This is a genomic window from Actinomadura flavalba DSM 45200 (genome assembly GCF_000374305.1).
Classification (GTDB): Bacteria; Actinomycetota; Actinomycetes; order Streptosporangiales; family Streptosporangiaceae; genus Spirillospora; species Spirillospora flavalba.
The window spans coordinates 16,834-35,773 of sequence record NZ_KB894098.1 but is presented as its reverse complement, the minus strand read 5'-3'; the positions used below and the strand labels follow the sequence as shown (position 1 = coordinate 35,773).

Below are 18,940 nucleotides of genomic sequence, written 5' to 3'. Positions count from 1 at the left end.
TTCTGTGGATACTCACCGGTAGGGCTCGATCCCACTCCGGATCGGTGCCAGCCCCGGCCCATAAGGCGATGTGAGGTCCCCGGACAGCCGCGAGCGGCCTTCCGGCATGGAGAACGACCGCGCGTAGCTCCCAGAGACCGCGCGACATTTCGGGCGGCTCTCGTCCCGTCCAGACCGGCTCGCCGCAACGCTGCGGGCGGCCTCCTGGCGGCGAAGGATCGCGTGTGGCTGCCTGGGACCGTGCAGCATTTCGGGCGGCCTTCGTCCCGCCCAGACCGGCTCGCCGCAACGCTGCGAGCGGCCTCCTGGCGGAGAATGACCGCGCTTGGCGCCCTGGGGCCGTGCGGCATTTCGGGCGGCCTTCGTCGCGCCGGGACCGGCTTGCCGCCCCGAGGCCGCTCGTCTCGTCAGCGATGCGACGCTCCGGGAGCCTCCTCGCACGCTCGCAGGTCCCGGCCGATCCCTTCTCAGGGCGGGCGGCTCACCCCGACCCACCGGGCCGTGAGCGCGCAGAACCGCACTGCCCTGCGGTGTCCGGCGGTGGAGCACCTGTGCGCCGACCGTGCCACGTCGAGCCCGTGCGCGCCGGCGTCCCTTCAGGTCCGCTCCCAGCCGGTACCTTCCCAGGGCCATGGGGTCCAGGTGGCTCACCCTCGACGCGCCGGGCTTTGAGCGCGTACAGCCGCGCCGCCCTGCGGTGCCAGGCCGCGGAGGCGCGCGTACGCGCCTGGGCGCCGACCGTGCCACGGCCGGGCGCGGCCGCCGGGCGCCCCTCGCAGATCTGCTCCCCGCCCTTCGCCCGGGCACCAGGCTGCCGACCGTGTCGCGATCGAGCCGTGCGCGCCGGGCGCCCCTCCCAGGTCCGCTCCTCTCCCTTCGTCCGGGCACCAGGCCGCCGACCGTGTCGCGGCCGAGCGCGTGCGTGCCGGGCGCCTCAGGGACGGTCCTCGCCCCTCGTCCTGGCACAAGACCACCGAACCCGCGCGCGTGTCGCATCTCGGGTCCTCTGGGGTCTGCGGACGCGGCGTCCCGTGCCCGTTGGCCCTGCGCGCGAGCCTGTGGCAGCCCTGGATGTCGTCCCGGCGAGTCTCGTGCCCGTTCCGGCGGGCGTGAACGCCGAAGGGCGGACCCATCGCGATGGGTCCGCCCTTCGGCGTTGTCTGGGCGTCCGTGGTCAACCCGGGCCGCGCTCCCGGCGAGCGCGTGCCGCCGTTCGGGTCAGCGTGCGGACGGGTCGACGTAGTGCCGCTCCGTCGGGCCGGTGTAGACCTGGCGCGGCCGGCCGATCTTGGTGGCCGGGTCGTGCATCATCTCGCGCCACTGCGCGATCCAGCCGGGCAGGCGGCCCAGCGCGAACAGCACCGTGAAGGCGTTGGTCGGGAACCCCATCGCCTTGTAGATGACGCCGGTGTAGAAGTCGACGTTCGGGTACAGCTTGCGCTCGGCGAAGTAGTCGTCGCTCAACGCGACCTCTTCGAGACGCATCGCCAGGTCGAGCAGCGGGTCGGGCTTGCCGAGCGCCTCCAGGACCTTGCTCGTCGCCTTCTTCACCACGGCGGCGCGCGGGTCGTAGTTGCGGTAAACGCGGTGCCCGAAGCCCATCAGCTTGACGCCGGGCTCCTTGTTCTTGACGCGCCGCACGAACGCGTCCACGTCGTCACCGTCGGCGTGGATCTTCTCCAGCATCTCCAGGACGGCCTGGTTGGCACCGCCGTGCAGCGGGCCGAACAGCGCGTCGACACCGGCCGACACCGACGAGAACAGGTTCGCCTGGCTGGACCCGACGAGCCGCACCGTGGAGGTGGAGCAGTTCTGCTCGTGGTCGGCGTGCAGGACGAACAGCATGTCGAGGACGCGGACGATCTCCGGGTCGATCTCGTAGGGCTGCGTGGGCAGCCCGAACGTCATCCGAAGGAAGTTCTCGACGTAGCTGAGCGAGTTGTCCGGGTAGAGCAGCGGCTGGCCGATGGACGTCTTGTACGCGTACGCGGCGATCGTCGGGAGCTTGGCGATGAGCCGGATGCTCGACCGGTCGACCTGCTCGTCGTCGAAGGGGTCGAGGCTGTCCTGGTAGAAGGTCGACAGCGCGCTGACGGCCGACGACAGCACCGCCATCGGGTGCGCCCGGCGCGGGAACGCCGAGAAGAACGCGCGGAACTTCTCGTCCAGCAGCGTGTGGTGGCGGATCTTGTCGGTGAACGACCACAGCTCGTCGGAGGTGGGCAGCTCGCCGTAGATCAGCAGGTAGGCGACCTCCAGGAAGGAGGACTTCTCCGCGAGTTCCTCGATCGGATAGCCGCGATAGCGCAGAATGCCCGCGTCACCGTCGATGTAGGTGATCGCCGACGTGGTGGACGCGGTGTTGGTGAAGCCCGGGTCGAGCGTGACGTGACCGGTGTCCTTGAGGAGACTGCCGATGCGCACTCCCGACGGACCCTCGGTCGACTGCGTCACCTCGAGGGGCGTCCGGCCACCCGTGTGGTTGAGCTCGAAATCCGACATGCTCGCTCGCTCCCAACTCCGTCCACACCTGCGTAGACGTTCCGTCCTTCATCGTATCCAGACGATCATGCAGGTCGTTCCGGACCTCCGCTGCCACCGGGACGTCCGAAAGGTGTCGATGGAGCCCCGTGTGAGGAACGTCCGGACCGGGTCCGGACCCGGTGTGACGGGCGCGTGTCATGCGCCTCACGTTCCGTTCCTCCCGTCTCAGCGTCATGATCACGCATGTTCCCGTTGGTGTCTTCGAGTGATAATGATCTCAGTGTCCGAGTGGCGGCGCCGGGGCTGAATGTCGATGCTCCGGGTGGATGTCCGGGTTCGCCGTGCCGCGTTCCGACGGTCCGCCGCCGGACGCGTCCGCCTCCCTGGTCGGCGCGAGGCCCGGCGGCGTCGGCGCTATGCGGTGTACGCCCCGAGGGGTGGCCCGGATTCGGTTGTCCACAGGTTCGGAAGGAGTTTCCCCGGGTGCCGCCGCGTCGCGGATGCTGGCCGTGGTCCCAGAGAATGAAAGGGAGGCACGGTCATGGCGTCCTCTTACGGTTTCCGGCAGCTCGCTGAACACCTCGGCCTCAGCCAGTGGCAGCTTCGCCTTGCCGGCGAGCACGGTCTCGTCCCCGCCCCGGACGTGGGCGATCATCGCTGGTCGCTCGCCGGGGCGACGGCCTGCGCGGAGCGGAAGGCGTCGGTGCTCGAGGCGTTCGGCGCCGATCCGCCGCTCGGTGCGGTGCGGGCCGCCGAGCGGCTGGCGGGCCGGCTCGTCCTCGACGTCGAGAAGGCCGACATCGAAGTGCTCGCGGCTCGCGGCGACCTGGCGGCGGCCGGGGCGTTCCGTGGCCATCCCATCTATCTGCCGCGTGATCTCGACGCCGTACCCGAACGGACGCTCCACGAGATCGTCGACGCCCGCAAGGGTCCGCTCGCCGGGACGCTCGACGCCCGGGGCGCGGCCCGCGCGCTCGGCATCCGGCCCGGCCGGTTCGGACGTCTCGCGGCCGAACTCTCGCTCCGCACCGACACCGGCGGCCGTCACGTCCTCGCGCATGTCCGCGCCTTGGCCGCGGACGGCGGGCTCATGGACCGCCTGCGCTGCGAGACCGAGCAGCACCGCCGCGCCCAGGCGGTCGAGAGCGAGCGCACCGCCGCCGAACTCCTCCGCACTTGGCTCGCCCGCTGCACCGCCTACCTCGACGGCTCCACCGACCACTCACCCGACCTCGCCGCGGCCGGACGGGCGCTTCGCGCCCTCGGCACCGCCCGCGCGTCCCTACGCGCCCTCGAACCGGCCGGCGTCGCCGCCGAACCGCCTCACTGAGCGGTGGTCCGGGTGCGAGGGGCGCTACGGCGACGGGTGGCGCGCTGGCGGGGGAGTACCTCGTAGAGACGGTCGCGGGCGACGGACGGAGTGAGGACGGGGAAACGAAGCGTTTCGAGAGTGCGGGGAGTCCGCATGCCGGTGCCGGGGGCGATGCGCCCGTCCGCGTCGACGACGAGGGCGTCGCCGATGTGGCCGCCGAGCAGAACGCTCGTCAGGGAGGACGAACGATGGAGGAGGAGGCGCTCGACGCGCGCGGTCTCCGCGCCGCAGTCCGCGACCAGCACGAGGTGCCGAGGTGACCCGGGGCGCGCGGGTGCGTCCCCGGAGCGTGCCGCCAGCTCGGTCTCCAGCAGGCCGAGCGCGACGTCCAGGTTGCCGGAGAGGAACAGCGCGGCGGATTCCTCGTCCAGCAGGTCGTCGTCGGCCAGCTCGAACAGGGCCGAGGCGTCGGCGCGCGGCATGACCAGCAGGACGTCATCGCTGCGGTGCTCCAGCGCGCACAGCACGAGCGCTCTCGCCGCCGCCAGCGCTCCGGGGCCGTCGAGGTTCCAGACCGGCAGCGCGAAGGGGTCGGTGACGCCCGTGAGCGGTGCGCGGGCCTGCCGGACGTCCGCGTGCGGTGCCGGGACGCCGGGGCCTGCCGGGCCGGTACGCGGGCCGCGGGCCGATCCGGCCGCCACAGGCGCCTTGGGACGGCCCAGGGTGCTGTTCGCGGTGCCTTCGGGGGTGGTCACCGACCCTGCGGACGCGCCCGCGTCCGGCGCGTCGTGCGATGCGGCCCGCATCGGCACGGAGAACAGGTGCGGCGGCGCCTCGGGGTCGGTGGCCGGGGCGGACGCGAGGGTGAAGGGGAGACGGCGGCGCGAGGCGACGGCGATGGCGGCCAGGAAGACCAGGCCGGTCAGAAAGAGCGGCACGAGTGGAGCGAAGTGCCCGTCGCCGCCGTCGGCCCGGGGCGGAGGGGCGGACGCGGGGAGGGGCGCGAGCGCTTCCGGGGGCTGCGGCGCGTTCGTGCGCGGGGCGCGGTCGGGTGCGGACGGCCGGGCTTCCGCTTTCGACTTGTCACGGGGCGCGGGTTTCACGGCAGGCCGCTCGGCGCGCGCGGGCTCGCGCCGGGCACCGGGCGACGCCGGTCGATGCTCCCTGCGCGCACGCCGCTCGGGATCGCGCCCGGAACCCCGCCGATCGGGCTGTAGCGCGTTCCACATGGCACACACGCGGGCGGCACGCTCGTCCCGCCAGGGCGCTCTACAGAAGGACGGCACGGGTGCCCGAGGCTCCGGACGCGGCGCGGCGGCAGCCTCGCCCCCCGCCCCCAACCCCACCACCCCGGCGACGACCGCGCCGCCGAGCACCCCACAAAATCTCCCACGTCGGTTCATCACGCCCCGAATCTCGCGCTGGTAACGGTGCGAGAACCGATCGTAGCCACTCCGGCTACGCAGCGTTGACCAACGCTCACATCCACATGGCTCCCGGCAACTCCCTTTCACGCCTCGAAGTACCACCCAACCCAAGCCCAACCCGGATTCCCCACCCCCACCCACCGACCCGACCGAACCGCACAGCGCGCCGAGCCCACCGAACCCCTCCACGCAGCACCCACCCCACGCCGCCCACCCCCAAGCCACCTCCACACCGGACCCCACGCCCTTACACCCAGCCACCCGCACTCCCCGCAGACACCCCACCCCGAGTTCAGACACGCGCCACGCCGCGCCGTACCAGCGCGCACCCTGCCCCGGCGTGCCCCGGCGTGCTGCGCCGTGTCGTGCCGTGTCGTGCTGCGCTGTGCCGCGCCCGCGCCCGTGCCCGTGCCCGCGCTGTGCTCGTGCCCGTGCTGTGCCGTGCCGTGCCGCGCCCGTGCCCTGCTGCGCCGCGTTGTGCCGCGCCGCGCCCGCGCCCGTGCCGCCCTCCGTTGTGCCGTGCCGTGCCGTGCTGCGCTGCGTCGGCTCAGACCGCGCTGCTCCCCGCTGGATCGTGCCGTGCCGCGCCGGAGCTCGGCGCTGCGTTGCGCCGGGCCGCGCCAGGTTGGGCGGCGCCTCGCTGCTTTGGGTCGCGCAGTGTTGGCCTGTCCCGCGTCGTGCGGTCCCGCGCTGTCTCGCGCCGCAGCGCGGCGTCGCGTCGCATCGCGTTGGGCTGGTTGTGTCGCGCTGCGTCGTGCCGATTCGGGCTGGGGCGCGGCGTGTCGGTCTGTGCGGCGCCTGCTTGCCGGGCCTTGTTGGGCCGTGTCAGGTCGTGCCGTGCCGTGCCGTGCTGTGCCAGGCCGCGTCGGGACGGGTCGCGCCGTTTCCCGCCGCAGGGCCGCGTCGCGTTGAGCCGCGCCAGGTCGGGTTGGTGATGTCGTGCCGTGTTGCATCGGGGTTCTCGTAGCGGTTCGTCCGGTCTGCGCGGTTGTGCGTGTTACGTGGATTGTCTTGGTGTGTCGTGCGGGCTTGCATTAGGCGCGGGCTGGGATGAGGTCGGGGCTGAGGCGTTGGGGTTTGGTTTCGTGGGTTGGGGCTGATGGGGGTTGGGTGTCTGGGTTTTGGTGATTTGGGGTGGTTGGTGGGGTGGGATGCATCCGTGGGGTTGGGGGTGTGGAGGACACGCCGTACGCGGTGGAAAAGACCGGCTTCGGCCGATCTTGTGCTGTTCCTGTGGTAGTGCGGAGGTATTTGCGGGCAATGTGTACGTTGGGTAGATCAACAGACCTGTGAGCTGCGGGATCGCCCCGTGCTCCGGCCGACATCAGGAGGTACACGTGAGTCGCACTCTGGCGAGGGGCACCCGGGTGACCGGGGCCGAGCGCACCCGGTTGGCCGCCGAGCTCGCGCCGCGCTACGCGGCGGGGGAGAGCATCCGCGATCTGGCCGCGGAGACCGGACGTTCGTACGGGTTCATCTACAACGTGCTCAAGGAGGCGGGCGTGCCGCTGCGAGGCCGTGGCGGGAACACCCGGCGCAAGAAGGCTTGATCCGGTGTCCCCCTCGCCCCCCGGGGGGACGGAAGGCCGTCAGCTCCCGCGGGACGGCTCCGTGACCGCCGCGTGCTCGTCCAGACCGGCGGCGTCGGCGGCCGCCCGGCCGGCCAGCCATCCTTCCCGGTTGGACACCGTGCCGCGCCGACCGCGCACGAGGTTCGGGAACAGGGCCGTGACGGCGTCGTCGACGGCGATGTCCCGCGCGGCGAGCAGGGGGAGCAGGTCGCTCCCGTCCGGACGGGACGCGGCCCGGCCCGCCGCCTCGTCCGCCGCTTCGCGGAGCCGTTCGCCGATGCGGGCCGCGTAGGCGTTCAGGAACGCGTGCCGGAAGGAGCGCGTGCGGGTCCGCCCGAGCGCGTCCTTACGGGTGCCCGCGTTCACCATCGCCGACGTCGCCTGCACCAGCAGCGACGTGAAGAGCAGTTCGACCGCCATGAGGTCGGCGGGGTAGCCGAGCACCGTCGCGAGCCCCAGCTCCCGGTGCCACACCGTCCGGCACCGGTTCGCCTCGGCGACGACGGTCAGCAGCACCGCCTTGGGCGCCTCGTAGGGCGTGTCGATGACGACGCGCCGCCCGTTCGGCGCGCCCGGTCCGCGCGCGCCGGTGTCGGCGACGAGCGCCCGGTCGATGCTGTGCCGGGCCATCAGCTCCTGCGCGCGGGCGCTGAGCGCCTCCGCCTCCTCGGGGAACTCGGTCGACTCGGCCTTCGCCAGCAGCGCCCGCACCTTGGCGAGCATGCGCGCGTCGGCGCCCTCCGCGCGACCGGACGGCGGTTCGGCCACCGGCGCGAGCCGGGGCAGCGCGTGCAGCAGCCCGAGCACGTCCAGCGCGGTCTCGACCATCCTGCCCGGCTGGACGCCTTCGCGCGCGCACCGGTCGTCCAGAGCGGGCACGGCGAAGGGCTCCCCGGCGACGGCGTCCGCGACGAGCCGCCGAGCACGGGCACCCAGGCGCCGCCCCACGTAGGACGCCAGCTCGTGCGTCCCCCAGTGCCGCGCCGCAGCGAGCGCGAGCCCCGCGCGGCAAGCCTCCCGCAGCGCGTCGGCGGTCGCGGCGGGCCACAGCGGCGGCGCGCCGAGCGCCTCCGCGAGCATCCGCCGTTCACCGACCGTCGACGCACTCAACGCCGCCGCCAGCACGCCGGCGGCCTCTCCGCCCCGCACACCCATCCGCCGCCCTCCTCGAACATGAGGGCCCCGATCCTGCCACGGACCCCCGACAGCCCTCGTGCGAACCCGCGCATGGGGAAGGAGCCGCGCGAAGGAGGAGCAGACCGCCTCTGCGCGCGAAGCCCCCGCGGACCAGACGACAGCGCCCCACGCACGACGCCGCAGGCCCGTTCGTCGGCGGGCCCCGCGCTCCGCGTGCCATAGGAACGCCGAGGTCTGGAGCAGGTGTGCAGGGCTCGCCGCTACGGCGCAGCAACGGCAGCCCCTCCGCGCGGGAGTCGGGCGGCGTGGACGGCGAAGCCGCCGTCGGCGGTGGACGCGGCGTGCCGCCCGCGACGCGAACCCGTTCGGTCAGGCCCGTCATGCCCCCAGGCACGCGGCGCGCCGGGCCTTCCAGGACGGGGTCGACGGTCTCCAGGTGGCATGCCACCAGGCGCGCGGCGTGCCGGGGCTGCCCACACGCGGACTTGTCGACGCCGGGCCGGTACCGGCGGGCGCCCGCCGCGCGGAGGCCGCTGCGCCCCAGGTACCTGCGGCGAGGGGGGTACCGCCAGGCGCGCGCCGCGCGGGGGCTACGCACTGGGGGACGGGGTTCACCCCGTGCAGGCTCTGGTCATGCCCGGGCGCGCGCCGCGCGGGGGCCGCTGGGCGCCAGGTACCTGTGGCGGGGCGGGGGTACCGCCAGGCGCGCGCCACGCGGGGGCTACGCACTAGGGATGGGGTTCACCCGTATGGGCTTCGGTCATGCCTGGGCGCGCGGGGTCGGCTGGGCGCCAGGTACCTGCGATGAGGAGGACCGCCAGGTGCGCGCCGCGTGGGGCTACTCACCGGGGGACGGGGTTCACCCCGTGCGGGCTCCGGTCATGCCCGGGCGCGTGCCGTGCAGGGGTGTCAGGGGCGGCCGGTCAAGAGTTCTTCGGTGACGACGGTGCGGTAGGGGCGGGTCGTGTCGGGGGTGTATGTGAGGCGGGCGAGGGACTGGCCGGCGGGGTCGCGGATCTCGAACTCGTAGCCGTTCGCGCGGGTGTCGCCGACGTGGGCGACGGCCTGGTCGTGCCGGAGGCGGCACATGGTGTCGACCTTGTCCAGCGCGGTCGCGAGGCTGCCCGCGTCGCTGATGAGCCGGGTGGGTCCGCTGGTCTCCCAGATTTCGAACATGTCGGAATGTCCTCGGCGGTCGGCAGGCAGGGCGAGACGGACGCGAACAGCTTGCGCCGATTTAGTGGATCTTTCAATCGCTTCAGGTCACAGAATCATCACGTTCACGGCGCAGGGTGACCGTTCTGTCATGGAGCGTCCACCTCGACGCGGTGGTCCCCGGCGTCGGGATCGGTGAAACGCAGCAGCGCGGCGGCCTCGTTCACCAGTTCCTTGCGCGTCCCCGCGCCGAGCGGGGCGAACGGACGCAGCCGCACCGAGGCCACGCGTCCCTTCCGCGCCGCCTCCCACGTGCCCGCCACGAACCCGTCGACGAGAAAGGTCGCCCGGACGCGGAGGTTGCGCGTCGTGAGCGACGGCCGGTGCTCGGCGGCGATGACGCGGGTGCGGTCGTCGTGCGCGAGGACGAGCCCGTCGAAGTCGGGCAGCAGCCGCACCGGGGCCGGTACGTCGGCGGCGGGACGGGGCGCGTCGGGCAGGTCGAACAGTTCCCGCCCGCCCGGCCCGCGCAGCGTGACGAGCGATCCGCGCAGCCCGTCGAACACCGGCCCCAGCCCGCCCAGCCCCGACCACGCCTGCGCGTCCCGCACGGACGCGGGGCCGAACGCCTCCAGGTACCGCAGCACCAGCGCGTCGAGCGAACCGCCCGGGCCGTCGGCGGCGACGTGCCGTTCCGCGAGCGTGAACCGCGCGACGCGCGGATACCCCCACCGCCCGTCCTCCGGGACCATGACGAGCGGCACGCACATCCGCGCCGCGAAGCCGAGAGCCCGTTCGTGCGCGGCGGGGAACTCGGCTGCCAGCAGCGCCCGCGCCTCGGTGAAGGTGCGGGGCTCGCGGAAGACGTCGCGCGCGACGGGCAGGACGGCGTCGAGGTCGAGTCCTTCCGCCCGTGTCCCGAGCGCCCGCAGTCCGGCGTCCAGGACGGGCTGGAGCAGGGGCCGCCAGGCGAGGTGGTCGCTCGCGGTGACCAGGTGCAGGGTGCCGCGCATCATCGTGGACCGCACCACCGTGAAGGCGTGCAGGGCCGTGTGCAGGTCGCCGGGGACGAACCCGTCCAACCGGCTCCAGAGGCCGACGAAGGGCGGCTTGGGCTCCTGCGCCTGGAGCCCGCCGAACCGTGCGACCGCCTCGGCGGCTGGGACGCGCTCGCGGGTCAGCAGTCCCTGCCGGGCGAGCGTGGCGCGGTTGAGCAGACGGGGTGTCAGATCGGTCACGGAGCCATCCTTCCCGTCGTCCGCTCGGCGCGCACGCGGGCGGAAGCGACGCAATGTGACCTTTGCCTCGTTCCGCCAGAACAGGTTTCGCGTGGTGGCGATCACGCCGCAGGTCACGGGTAGGACACGAAACGGAGAACCGTTCAGATGCTGCCGTGAAGCACCGCGAACCCCGCCGGATCGGGCTGATGCACGTGCATCAGCCCTTGCACCTGCACGCCATCTCAAGCAGGATTGCCCCAGCCCGGCCTTCCCCCTGCACGTGAACTCCCCGGAGATCGCGATGACCGCACACCTGAGCGACAGCGACCGACAGGCGCTGCGCCTCGCCCACGACCTCCGCGAAGAACTGCGACGCGCGCTGCCCCAGGTGGCCGCCGCACCCTCGGTATCCCCGTTCGTCGACCCCGGGGGACGGCCCAGCGTCCTCATGCGGATGGACGCCGAGACGGCCCAGGCGCTGATGGCGGTCCTCGCCGAGCGCCAGGCACCCGCCGCGCCGCCGCAGGCGCCCGAACCGCGCCGGGCGGACGGCACCCTCCCGCCGCCCCAGGCCGGCCCGGTGCCGATCGACCCGGGCCCGCAGGCGTCGCCGTTCGCGACGGCTCCCGCCGGGCCGTTCGGGTCCGCCGCGCCCCTGCTGCCGACGGCCTTCCCCGGCCACTGACCCACCGGCTCCCTGCCGCCCCGTCGTCCTTACGGACGGCGGGGTTTTGTGTTTGCCGACGGTTCGCCTACTCTTCGGGACCGGCCGCGCCCGATGGGGTGCGGCCTTGACCGTGTCATGACGGCACGGCCGCCCGGAACGGCCCCGCACATAGGACTTCCGGGCACCTACGTTCAAACGATCTACCTGGCAAAAGGTAAAGAAAACCGCATCTTGGTTCAAGCCGGGTAAAGCTACGTATACTCGTAGTCAGGTCACGGTCAGGTAACTCTCTCCGTGGCTTCTCTTCAGGCGTCGTGTCCCGTCCGCCAGGCGGGTCTCCTGTAGCCGAAACGCGGCGGGCCGTGCCACGGCCGCCCCGGAGCCCCGGGCCGACGAGCCCCCTCCGTTCGGCGATTCCTCTCCCCAGTCCGGGCATCCGCGAGCGCGGAGCCCCTCCGCGTACGCCCGTGCGCGGACATGCCCGGACGCTTCCGCGGCGCCTCTCCGAGCTTCGTCTCGGTCGCCGATTCCGCATGTCCGGACGCCTCCGGCCGGAACGGCTTCCTGTCCGCCGAACAAAGGATCTCCATGCAGAAGCGCTCGACGAACGTCATCCTCACCACGGTCACCGGGTCGGCTCTGGCCGCCATGCTCGTGGCGGGAGTGGCGGTCGCCAGTGGCGACGACGCTCCGCAGAACACGCCGGCGAACTCGCCGGCCGCGGGCGGCGAGGCCGCGCCGAAGGCGCAGGGCGAGAAGCGCAAGGGCGAGTCCCACAAGGACGCCAAGAAGAACCGCAAGAAGAACGAGAAGAAGGCCCTCCTCTCCGGCAAGACGACCGCGTCCTACTTCTGGGACGACGGTTCGGGCATCAACGGCGACACCGGCGCCCCCGCCGGCGGCAAGCCGATGCAGAAGGGCCTGTTCGCCAGCCCGAGCTGGCCGCTGCACACCAAGGTCAAGGTGAGCTACAACGGCCGCAGCGTCGAGGGCTTCATCGGCGACCGGGGCCCGGGCAAGCCGTCCCACCGGGGCATCATGCTCGACCTGGACACCTACACGTTCCGCTACCTGCTCGACGGCAAGAAGCCGGAGAGCAAGTACCACACCGGCGGCAGCGCCGGTCACCTCAAGGGCCTGAAGTACGAGGTCCTGGAGTGGGGCAAGGGCGCGGGCAAGAAGGGCCAGCCCCGTCCCTTCGGCAGCGGCTGATCGGGCACCCTCCCGCGACGCCCCGGCGATCCCCCCTCGGATCGCCGGGGCGTTCGGCGTTCCCGGGCCCGGTCAGCAGGGCTCGTAGGTCAGCGCGAAGCGCCGCTCGATCCACGGGGCGGGCGCGTCCTCGTCGGCGAGCAGCCCGGCGCCGTGCGCGCGGACGTCCTCGCCGGAGCGGTCGTCGGCGCGGACGAGCCGTCCGTCCTCGAACAGCAGCTCGGTGAGCCGCCCGTAGGTCCAGTGCGGGTGGAACACCCGGTCGCCGAAGCGGTGCCCGACGGGGTCGGCGCCGGCCAGCAGCCCGCCGGAGAAGGGGACCGGAACCCGCAGCCCCGTGTACACCCACGCCGCCCCGGCGGGCGGGACGGCGGAGGTGTCGGGCCCGGCGCCGAACAGGGTCGGCGGCCCGCCCGGCCCGGTCGGGCCGAGCACCGCGCCGGTCAGCAGCAGTCGGTCGCCGTCCACCAGGTAGGACGCGGCGTGCCCGCGCCCGCCGTCGATGGGCGCGGCGCCGATACCGAGGGCGGCGGGGCCGAACAGGCCGGTGCCGTGCACGCCCGCGATGGCGCCGGTCTCGCCCCGGTGGGTGATCGCGTCGGGGATCGTCCGCCCGCTCATCGCCGTCCTTCCGTCCCGTGGTCCGGTGCGTCCGCCGGAGAGATCCACTTCGATCTTCGATGGCGCGGAGGCCGTGTTGGTTCGCGGCGGGTTCGTCGGCGTGGCCAGATCCGGCCATATCAGAGAAACTTTCGGATCTTTCGCTGACCAGCCACATCACCCTTCGGTTGTCAGGCGGGTGACAACCGGATCACCCGTTTAACGAAGTCGAATCCTTGTCCGTCCCGGTACCCGTCCGCATAGTCGGAGAGCTTTTCGACGACGAGGCGGAGGTGGCCCATGTCCGGTGCGACCGGAACATCCGAGTACGACGTGATCGTCATCGGCTCCGGGTTCGGCGGCAGTGTCACGGCGCTGCGGCTGGCGGAGAAGGGCTACCGGGTCGCGGTGCTGGAGTCGGGGCGCCGCTTCACCGAGGAGACCCTGCCCAAGACGAACTGGCGGCTGCGCAAGTACGTGTGGGCGCCGCGTCTCGGCCTGCGCGGCATCCAGCGGCTGCACCTGGTGCGCGGCGAGGCCGGCGTGCTGGTGCTCGCGGGCGCGGGCGTCGGCGGCGGCTCCCTCCTCTACGCCAACACGCTGTACCAGCCGCCCCGCCCCTTCTTCACCGACCGCCAGTGGGGCCACATCACCGACTGGCAGGACGAGCTGGAACCCCACTACGACCAGGCGCGCCGGATGCTGGGCGTGGTGACGAACCCGATCGTCACCCCGGCCGACCGCGCGATGGAGCAGGTCGCCAAGAAGATGGGCGTCGCCGACACCTACCACGCCACCCCGGTCGGCGTGTTCTTCGGCGACGGCACCCCCGGCGAGGACGCCGCCGACCCGTACTTCGGCGGCGTGGGCCCCGACCGGACGAGCTGCACGGCGTGCGGCGCCTGCATGGTCGGCTGCAAGGTCGGCGCCAAGAACACCCTGGTGAAGAACTACCTGTACCTGGCGGAGAAGGCGGGCGTCGAGGTCGTCCCCGACACCACCGCCACCGCCGTGACGCCCCGCGAGGGCGGCGGCTACACCGTGGACGTCCGCTCCCCGGGCCTGCTGGGCCGCCGCAAGCGCTCCTACACCGCCGGGCAGGTCGTGTTCGCCGCCGGCACGCACGGCACGCAGAGCCTGCTGCACCGCATGCGCGAGACCGGCACGCTGACCGGGCTGTCCCCGCGCCTGGGCGAGCTGACCCGCACCAACTCCGAGGCGCTGCTCGGCGTGGAGCGCATGACGTTCTGGCACCGCAAGGGCGACGTGGACCACAGCACCGGCCTGGCGATCACCTCCTCGTTCCACCCCGACGAGCGCACCCACATCGAGCCGACCCGCTACGGCGCGGGCAACAACGCGATGGGCATGATCCGCACGCTGCTCATCGACGGCGGCGGCCGCCCGCGCTGGCTGAAGTTCCTCGGCGCTTCGTTCCGGCAGCCCGGCATCATCCTGCGGGGCCTGTCCCTCAAGGACTGGGCCAAGCGCACGGTGATCGCGCTGGTCATGCAGACCGCCGACAACTCGATCACGGTCGGGCAGAAGCGCGGGCTGTTCGGCCGCCGCCTCACGGCCCGCACCGGCCAGGGCGAGCCGAACCCGACGTGGATTCCGGTCGCGCACGACGCCGTCCGCGAGCTGGCGACCGAACTGGACGCGACGCCCGGCGGCACCTGGTTCGACCTGTTCGACATCCCGACGACGGCGCACTTCATCGGCGGCTGCGTCATCGGCGACTCGCCGCACACCGGCGTCATCGACCCCTACCACCGCGTCTACGGGCACCCGGGCCTGCACATCGTGGACGGCTCGGCGGTGACGGCGAACCTCGGCGTCAACCCGTCGCTGACGATCACGGCGCAGGCCGAGCGGGCGATGTCGTTCTGGCCGAACAAGGGCGAGGCCGACCCGCGCCCGGACCTCGGCACCGCCTACACGCGGCTGGACCCGGTGGCGCCGCACGCTCCGATCGTCCCGTCGCACGCCCCGGCGGTGCTGCGGCTGGCGCCGACGCGGTTCCGCGAGCCGGTGCGGGACGAGCCGTCGCAGGCGGTCGCCGAGGCCATGCCGGACACGCCGGACGGGGTCAGCGCGCCATGAACGCGCGCGCCCGGCGGAACAGGCCGAGCGTGATGGAGTGCAGCAGGTCGCCGGTCTCCTTGGGGGCCTTGCCCGCGCAGGCCCGCGCGTGCGTGCCCTCCAGGACGATGCCGAGCTTGAAGCAGGCCAGCACCGCGTACCAGGTGATGGACGACAGGTCGCGCCCGGCGGTCGCGTCGGGGCGCTCGGCGTAGGCGGCGACGAGTTCGGCCGCCGTCGGCAGGCCGCCGGCGGCGCCGAGCGGCCCGGCGATGCCCGCGCTCTCGGCGTCGTCGGGCCAGGTGGCCAGCAGCCAGCCGAGGTCGAGCAGCGGGTCGCCGATCGTGCACATCTCCCAGTCGACGATGGCGGCGACGTCGGGTCCGGCGGGGGAGAACATCAGGTTGGCCAGGTGGTAGTCGCCGTGCATGATGCCCGGCCGCCACGTGCCGGGCCGGTTCCGCTCCAGCCAGCCCGCGACCTCGTCCAGCCCGGGGATGTCGGGGCCGGGATAGCCGTCCAGCTCGGAGTAGCCGTCGAGTTCGGCGGTCCACCGGGCGACCTGACGCTCCAGGAACCCGTCGGGGCGGCCGAAGTCGCCGAGCCCGGCGGCCTCGTGGTCGACGGCGCCGAGCGCCGCCAGCGACCGCGCCGCGCTCAGGCCCATCGCGTGCCGGACGCCCGCGTCGGACGCGTGCGGCTCGGGCAGGGCGACGGTCGCGTTGAAGCCGTCGACCGGGGTCATGAGGTAGAAGACGGCGCCGTTCAGCACGGTCTCGTCGGGGGAGGCGGCGATGAGGCGCGGCGCGGGCACGTCGGTGCCGTCGAGCGCGGCCAGCACGCGGGCCTCGCGGCGCAGCACGTCGTTGGTGCGCCGCCGCAGGTGGGCGGGGCCGCGCCGCAGCACGTAGCCGCGGCCGCCGCGCCGGAACCGGATCAGGACGTTCTGCGTGCCGCCGGTGAGGGGCGTGACGTCCTCGAAGGGGCCGCCGGGCAGGTCCCGCTCGTCCATCCAGCGGGCCAGGACGCCGAAGTCCACGAGCGCGGCGTCGATCTGGGCGGGCTGGGCCATCGTCGGTTCCCTTCTGCGGCATGCGGGTCTACCGGAGGGTAACAGCCGCGCACCTGCCGTGACCGGCCGGTCAGGAACGCAGGCCCGCGAACACGTCGTCCTCGGCGTCGGGCGCCGCGACGCGGCTGGTGGCGCGGGTGAACGCCTCGAAGGAGAACACCATGCGCTGGATCTCCTCGGGGAGGCCGAGCAGGAACACGCTGTCGCGCTGGCTGGCGTGGGCGAGCAGCGCGTCGCGCTTGGTGTCGGCGTGGACGGCGACGTCGAGGACGGTGGTGATCAGCTCGTCCGGGACGCCGAAGTCGTCGGGCAGGTCGGCGCCCATGTCGATGCCCGCCGCCCGCGCCTGCTCGAACATGGCGCGCACGCCCGACCTCGGCACCGCCGTGTAGTACAGCTTGTCGGGGATGCCGGTGGCCTCGGCCGCCGCGACCGCCGCCCGGTGCGCCTGGATGTGGTCGGGGTGCCCGTAGCCGCCGTTCTCGTCGTAGGTGACGACGACCTGCGGCCGGTACCGCTCCATCAGCTCGGCGACGCGGGCCGCCGCGTCGGCCACCGGCACGTTGGTGAACGCCAGCGGGTCGCCGTTGCCGTCCCAGCCGGCCATGCCCGAGTCGCGGTAGCCGAGCAGCTCGACGTGGTCGATGGCGAGCAGCTTGGCGGAGGCGGCCAGCTCGGTGCGGCGCAGCGCGGCCACGGCCGCCGGGTCGTGCCCGGCCTCGCCCGGCTTGATCCCGCCGGGGGCGTCGCCCTGTTCGCCGCCGGTGCACGTGACGAGCACCGTCCGGACGCCCTCGGCCGCGCTGCGGGCCAGCAGACCGCCCGTGCCGAGCACTTCGTCGTCGGGGTGCGCGTGCACCGCCATCAGCGTGAGCGGGGGCGTGGCCATCGTGGCGGACTCCTCGGTAGGGGGCGCGGGCGGATTTCACTCTAACCGCGGGCACCGACATCGACCGGACCCGGACGCCGATCATGCGGGAGCGCACCCCGGTGGCGTACATTCCGGATATGGCCACCCCGCTGGTTCTGCTCGACGTGGACGGCGTGCTCAATCCCTTCTCCCGGCCCCATCGCGGCTACCGCCGGCACCGCTGCACCCCGGAGGGCATCACCTACCGGCTCTGGCTGAACGCCGCGCACGGCCCGCTGCTGCTCGACCTGGCCGAGGGCGCGGGCGCCGAACTGGCCTGGGCGAGCTTCTGGAAGGGCGCCGCCAACGAGTGGATCGCGCCGCGCGTCGGACTGCCCGAGATGCCGTTCGTGCCGATTCCGCGCTTCCCCGGCTTGGAGGAGGGCCACTCGCTCGGCGCGTGGAAGGCCCGGCACGTCGCGCCCTGGACCAAGGGGCGCCCCTTCGTCTGGTTCGAGGACGAACCGGACGCCACCGTCCGCATCGCCGCCGAGAAGGACATAGGCCCCCATCTGCTCGTCGCGGTCGATTCGGAAACCGGACTCACCGGCGACCATCTCGACCGCGCAGCCGACTGGCTCGCCGCCCTGACCCGCTGAAACTCTCACCGGCGAGCCGCGCCGCGCGGCACGATGGAATCATGCAGCACGCAGACACCCCCCGCACCGGAACCCCCACGCCGCCCGCCGCGCCCCGCCGCCTCGCCCTCGTCACCGGCGGCAGCCGGGGCATCGGCCGCGCCATCGCCGAGGCGCTCGCCGCCGACGGGCACGACGTCCTCGTCGGCTACCGCCGCGACGAGGAGGCCGCGCACAAGACCGTCGCCGCGCTGGAGGCGGCCGGAGCCCGCGCCGACGCACTCCGCGCCGGCATCGACTCCCTCGACGAGTGCCGGGCCCTCGCCGCCCGCGTCGCCGACGGCCGCGACCGGCTCGACGTCCTCGTGCACAGCGCCGGGATCGCCAGCCGGGGCCGGTCCGTCGCCGACACCGACCCCGCCGAACTGGAACGCGTCCTGGCCGTGCACGCCCAGGGACCGCACCACCTCACCCAGGCCCTGCTGCCGCTGCTGCGCCGCGCGGGCGCCGCCGGACGCGCCGACGTCGTCTTCGTCTCCAGCGTGATCACCGACCTGTACCCGGCGTTCGGCGCCCCCTACGCGATGGCCAAGGCCGCGATGGAGGCGCTGGCGCGCGTCCTGGCCAAGGAGGAACGCGGCCACGGCCTGCACGTCAACATCGTCGCCCCGGGCCTGGTCGACACCGACATGGGACGGCGGCTCCTGCGCGCCACCACCGGCATCAGCGACATCCGCGACCACGACCCCGCCTCGCCCTTCGGGCACGTGTGCACACCCGAGGAGGTCGCGGCCGTCGTCCGCTTCCTGGTGTCGGACGCCGCCTCCTACGTCACCGGGCAGCGCGTCGTCGTGGACGGCGGGACGTTCTAGGTCCGCGTCCAGTCGGGCTGAACGAACCCGGCGGCGCGCGCGTCCGGGCGGCCGAGCAGCACCACCTCCCGGAACTGCCACAGGATCGCGCCCGTCGGCGCGTGCACCCGCCAGTCCGGGCCGAGCCGCATCTGGAGCAGCCGGGTGCCGTCGCCGCGATCCAGCCAGTGCGGGGTGTCGTCGTCGGCCAGCCGCGCCAGCGTCACCCGGTGCACCGAGTGGACCTCGCCGGGGTCGGGCGTGAGCGGGCCCGGGTCGGCGAGCACCGCCACGAACGGGGAGATGGCGAAACCCGACGCGGCGGGGAAGTCGTCCAGGGCGCCGAGGACGTCGCCCGGCCCGGCCGTCACGCCCAGTTCCTCGGCCAGCTCGCGCAGCGCGGCGTCCCGCACGCCCTCCCCGGGCTCCACGCGCCCGCCCGGCAAACCCCACTGCCCGGCGTTGCGGCCCCGGTAGGCGCGCTTGATCAGGTACACCGACGGCCCGGCCGCGTCGTCCACGACGCACAGGACGACGCCCGCGCGGCGCAGCCCGGGCGCGTCGGGCACCGTCGTGCGGGCGAACGCGCCCAGCCGCTCGGCGGCCAGGGCACGGAACGCGGCGAGATCAGCGAGGGGACCGCTCATGGCGCGCATCCTGCC

16 protein-coding genes are annotated in these 18,940 nt (G+C 73.5%); 7 read left to right on the top strand and 9 right to left on the bottom strand.

Features of this window, described 5'->3' with window-relative positions; all coding sequences use genetic code 11:
* Positions 1-1,218: 1,218 nt before the first annotated feature.
* On the bottom strand, positions 1,219-2,502 hold the full coding sequence (locus C229_RS0120760) for a citrate synthase (RefSeq protein ID WP_018657029.1): 1,284 nt from the start codon (positions 2,500-2,502) through the stop codon (positions 1,219-1,221).
* 523 nt (positions 2,503-3,025) lie between these two features.
* Here C229_RS0120760 and C229_RS33065 point away from each other — a divergent pair.
* Positions 3,026-3,814: a hypothetical protein gene (locus C229_RS33065; RefSeq protein WP_018657028.1), complete on the top strand. Its 789-nt coding sequence runs from the start codon at positions 3,026-3,028 to the stop codon at positions 3,812-3,814.
* Here C229_RS33065 and C229_RS0120750 read toward each other — a convergent pair.
* Complete coding sequence (locus tag C229_RS0120750; RefSeq protein WP_033424634.1) at positions 3,808-4,734, bottom strand: hypothetical protein; 927 nt, start codon at positions 4,732-4,734, stop codon at positions 3,808-3,810. The two genes, C229_RS33065 and C229_RS0120750, sit on opposite strands and share 7 nt — an antisense overlap.
* 1,826 nt (positions 4,735-6,560) lie before the next feature.
* Here C229_RS0120750 and C229_RS0120745 point away from each other — a divergent pair.
* Positions 6,561-6,773 carry a helix-turn-helix domain-containing protein gene (locus C229_RS0120745; protein WP_026313999.1) on the top strand — a complete coding sequence of 71 codons (213 nt, stop codon included), beginning with the start codon at positions 6,561-6,563 and terminating at the stop codon, positions 6,771-6,773.
* 39 nt (positions 6,774-6,812) lie between these two features.
* Here C229_RS0120745 and C229_RS31300 read toward each other — a convergent pair whose 3' ends face one another.
* From C229_RS31300 to C229_RS0120730, 3 genes are all read right to left on the bottom strand, one after another.
* A complete protein-coding gene (locus C229_RS31300) occupies positions 6,813-7,949 on the bottom strand; it encodes a DUF2786 domain-containing protein (RefSeq protein ID WP_018657026.1) in 1,137 nt (378 codons plus the stop codon).
* Between the two features lie 891 nt (positions 7,950-8,840).
* The gene (locus C229_RS0120735) at positions 8,841-9,107 is read right to left on the bottom strand and encodes a hypothetical protein (RefSeq protein ID WP_018657025.1); all 267 of its coding nucleotides are present in this window, start codon (positions 9,105-9,107) and stop codon (positions 8,841-8,843) included.
* Between the two features lie 128 nt (positions 9,108-9,235).
* Entirely contained in the window at positions 9,236-10,324 is a 1,089-nt protein-coding gene (locus C229_RS0120730) for a winged helix DNA-binding domain-containing protein (protein WP_018657024.1), read from the bottom strand.
* 283 nt (positions 10,325-10,607) lie between these two features.
* Between C229_RS0120730 and C229_RS35040 the strand changes: the two genes are divergently transcribed.
* Together C229_RS35040 and C229_RS0120720 are read left to right on the top strand one after the other, a co-directional pair.
* Positions 10,608-10,991, top strand: a complete 384-nt coding sequence (locus C229_RS35040; RefSeq protein WP_033424633.1) for a hypothetical protein — start codon at positions 10,608-10,610, stop codon at positions 10,989-10,991.
* 570 nt (positions 10,992-11,561) lie between these two features.
* Positions 11,562-12,185 carry a hypothetical protein gene (locus C229_RS0120720; protein WP_018657023.1) on the top strand — a complete coding sequence of 208 codons (624 nt, stop codon included), beginning with the start codon at positions 11,562-11,564 and terminating at the stop codon, positions 12,183-12,185.
* A 72-nt stretch (positions 12,186-12,257) separates the two neighbouring features.
* Here the strand turns inward: C229_RS0120720 and C229_RS0120715 are convergent, their stop codons facing one another.
* On the bottom strand, positions 12,258-12,806 hold the full coding sequence (locus C229_RS0120715) for a hypothetical protein (protein WP_018657022.1): 549 nt from the start codon (positions 12,804-12,806) through the stop codon (positions 12,258-12,260).
* Positions 12,807-13,085: 279 nt separating this feature from the next.
* On the opposite strand from C229_RS0120715, the gene C229_RS0120710 reads away from it, so the two are divergent.
* Positions 13,086-14,888 carry a GMC oxidoreductase gene (locus C229_RS0120710; protein WP_018657021.1) on the top strand — a complete coding sequence of 601 codons (1,803 nt, stop codon included), beginning with the start codon at positions 13,086-13,088 and terminating at the stop codon, positions 14,886-14,888.
* Here the strand turns inward: C229_RS0120710 and C229_RS0120705 are convergent.
* Together C229_RS0120705 and C229_RS0120700 are read right to left on the bottom strand one after the other, a co-directional pair.
* Entirely contained in the window at positions 14,875-15,939 is a 1,065-nt protein-coding gene (locus C229_RS0120705) for a phosphotransferase family protein (RefSeq protein ID WP_018657020.1), read from the bottom strand. The genes C229_RS0120710 and C229_RS0120705 overlap by 14 nt on opposite strands.
* A gap of 70 nt (positions 15,940-16,009) precedes the next feature.
* On the bottom strand, positions 16,010-16,828 hold the full coding sequence (locus C229_RS0120700) for a PIG-L family deacetylase (RefSeq protein WP_018657019.1): 819 nt from the start codon (positions 16,826-16,828) through the stop codon (positions 16,010-16,012).
* Between the two features lie 119 nt (positions 16,829-16,947).
* Here C229_RS0120700 and C229_RS0120695 point away from each other — a divergent pair, with 119 nt between their 5' ends.
* Positions 16,948-17,448 carry an HAD domain-containing protein gene (locus tag C229_RS0120695; protein ID WP_018657018.1) on the top strand — a complete coding sequence of 167 codons (501 nt, stop codon included), beginning with the start codon at positions 16,948-16,950 and terminating at the stop codon, positions 17,446-17,448.
* Between the two features lie 41 nt (positions 17,449-17,489).
* Complete coding sequence (locus C229_RS0120690) at positions 17,490-18,299, top strand: SDR family NAD(P)-dependent oxidoreductase (protein ID WP_018657017.1); 810 nt, start codon at positions 17,490-17,492, stop codon at positions 18,297-18,299.
* Here the strand turns inward: C229_RS0120690 and C229_RS0120685 are convergent.
* Positions 18,296-18,925 carry an NUDIX hydrolase gene (locus C229_RS0120685; protein ID WP_018657016.1) on the bottom strand — a complete coding sequence of 210 codons (630 nt, stop codon included), beginning with the start codon at positions 18,923-18,925 and terminating at the stop codon, positions 18,296-18,298. The genes C229_RS0120690 and C229_RS0120685 overlap by 4 nt on opposite strands.
* Positions 18,926-18,940 lie beyond the last annotated feature (15 nt).

What these genes read in the sequence shown, in the direction of transcription:
- C229_RS0120760 (WP_018657029.1), bottom strand. Translation starts at nt 2,502, where the DNA reads ATGTCGGATTTCGAGCTCAACCACACGGGTGGCCGGACGCCCCTCGAG.
- C229_RS33065 (WP_018657028.1), top strand. Translation starts at nt 3,026, where the DNA reads ATGGCGTCCTCTTACGGTTTCCGGCAGCTCGCTGAACACCTCGGCCTC.
- C229_RS31300 (WP_018657026.1), bottom strand. Translation starts at nt 7,949, where the DNA reads ATGGGTGTGCGGGGCGGAGAGGCCGCCGGCGTGCTGGCGGCGGCGTTG.
- C229_RS0120735 (WP_018657025.1), bottom strand. Translation starts at nt 9,107, where the DNA reads ATGTTCGAAATCTGGGAGACCAGCGGACCCACCCGGCTCATCAGCGAC.
- C229_RS35040 (WP_033424633.1), top strand. Translation starts at nt 10,608, where the DNA reads ATGACCGCACACCTGAGCGACAGCGACCGACAGGCGCTGCGCCTCGCC.
- C229_RS0120720 (WP_018657023.1), top strand. Translation starts at nt 11,562, where the DNA reads ATGCAGAAGCGCTCGACGAACGTCATCCTCACCACGGTCACCGGGTCG.
- C229_RS0120715 (WP_018657022.1), bottom strand. Translation starts at nt 12,806, where the DNA reads ATGAGCGGGCGGACGATCCCCGACGCGATCACCCACCGGGGCGAGACC.
- C229_RS0120710 (WP_018657021.1), top strand. Translation starts at nt 13,086, where the DNA reads ATGTCCGGTGCGACCGGAACATCCGAGTACGACGTGATCGTCATCGGC.
- C229_RS0120705 (WP_018657020.1), bottom strand. Translation starts at nt 15,939, where the DNA reads ATGGCCCAGCCCGCCCAGATCGACGCCGCGCTCGTGGACTTCGGCGTC.
- C229_RS0120700 (WP_018657019.1), bottom strand. Translation starts at nt 16,828, where the DNA reads ATGGCCACGCCCCCGCTCACGCTGATGGCGGTGCACGCGCACCCCGAC.
- C229_RS0120695 (WP_018657018.1), top strand. Translation starts at nt 16,948, where the DNA reads ATGGCCACCCCGCTGGTTCTGCTCGACGTGGACGGCGTGCTCAATCCC.
- C229_RS0120690 (WP_018657017.1), top strand. Translation starts at nt 17,490, where the DNA reads ATGCAGCACGCAGACACCCCCCGCACCGGAACCCCCACGCCGCCCGCC.
- C229_RS0120685 (WP_018657016.1), bottom strand. Translation starts at nt 18,925, where the DNA reads ATGAGCGGTCCCCTCGCTGATCTCGCCGCGTTCCGTGCCCTGGCCGCC.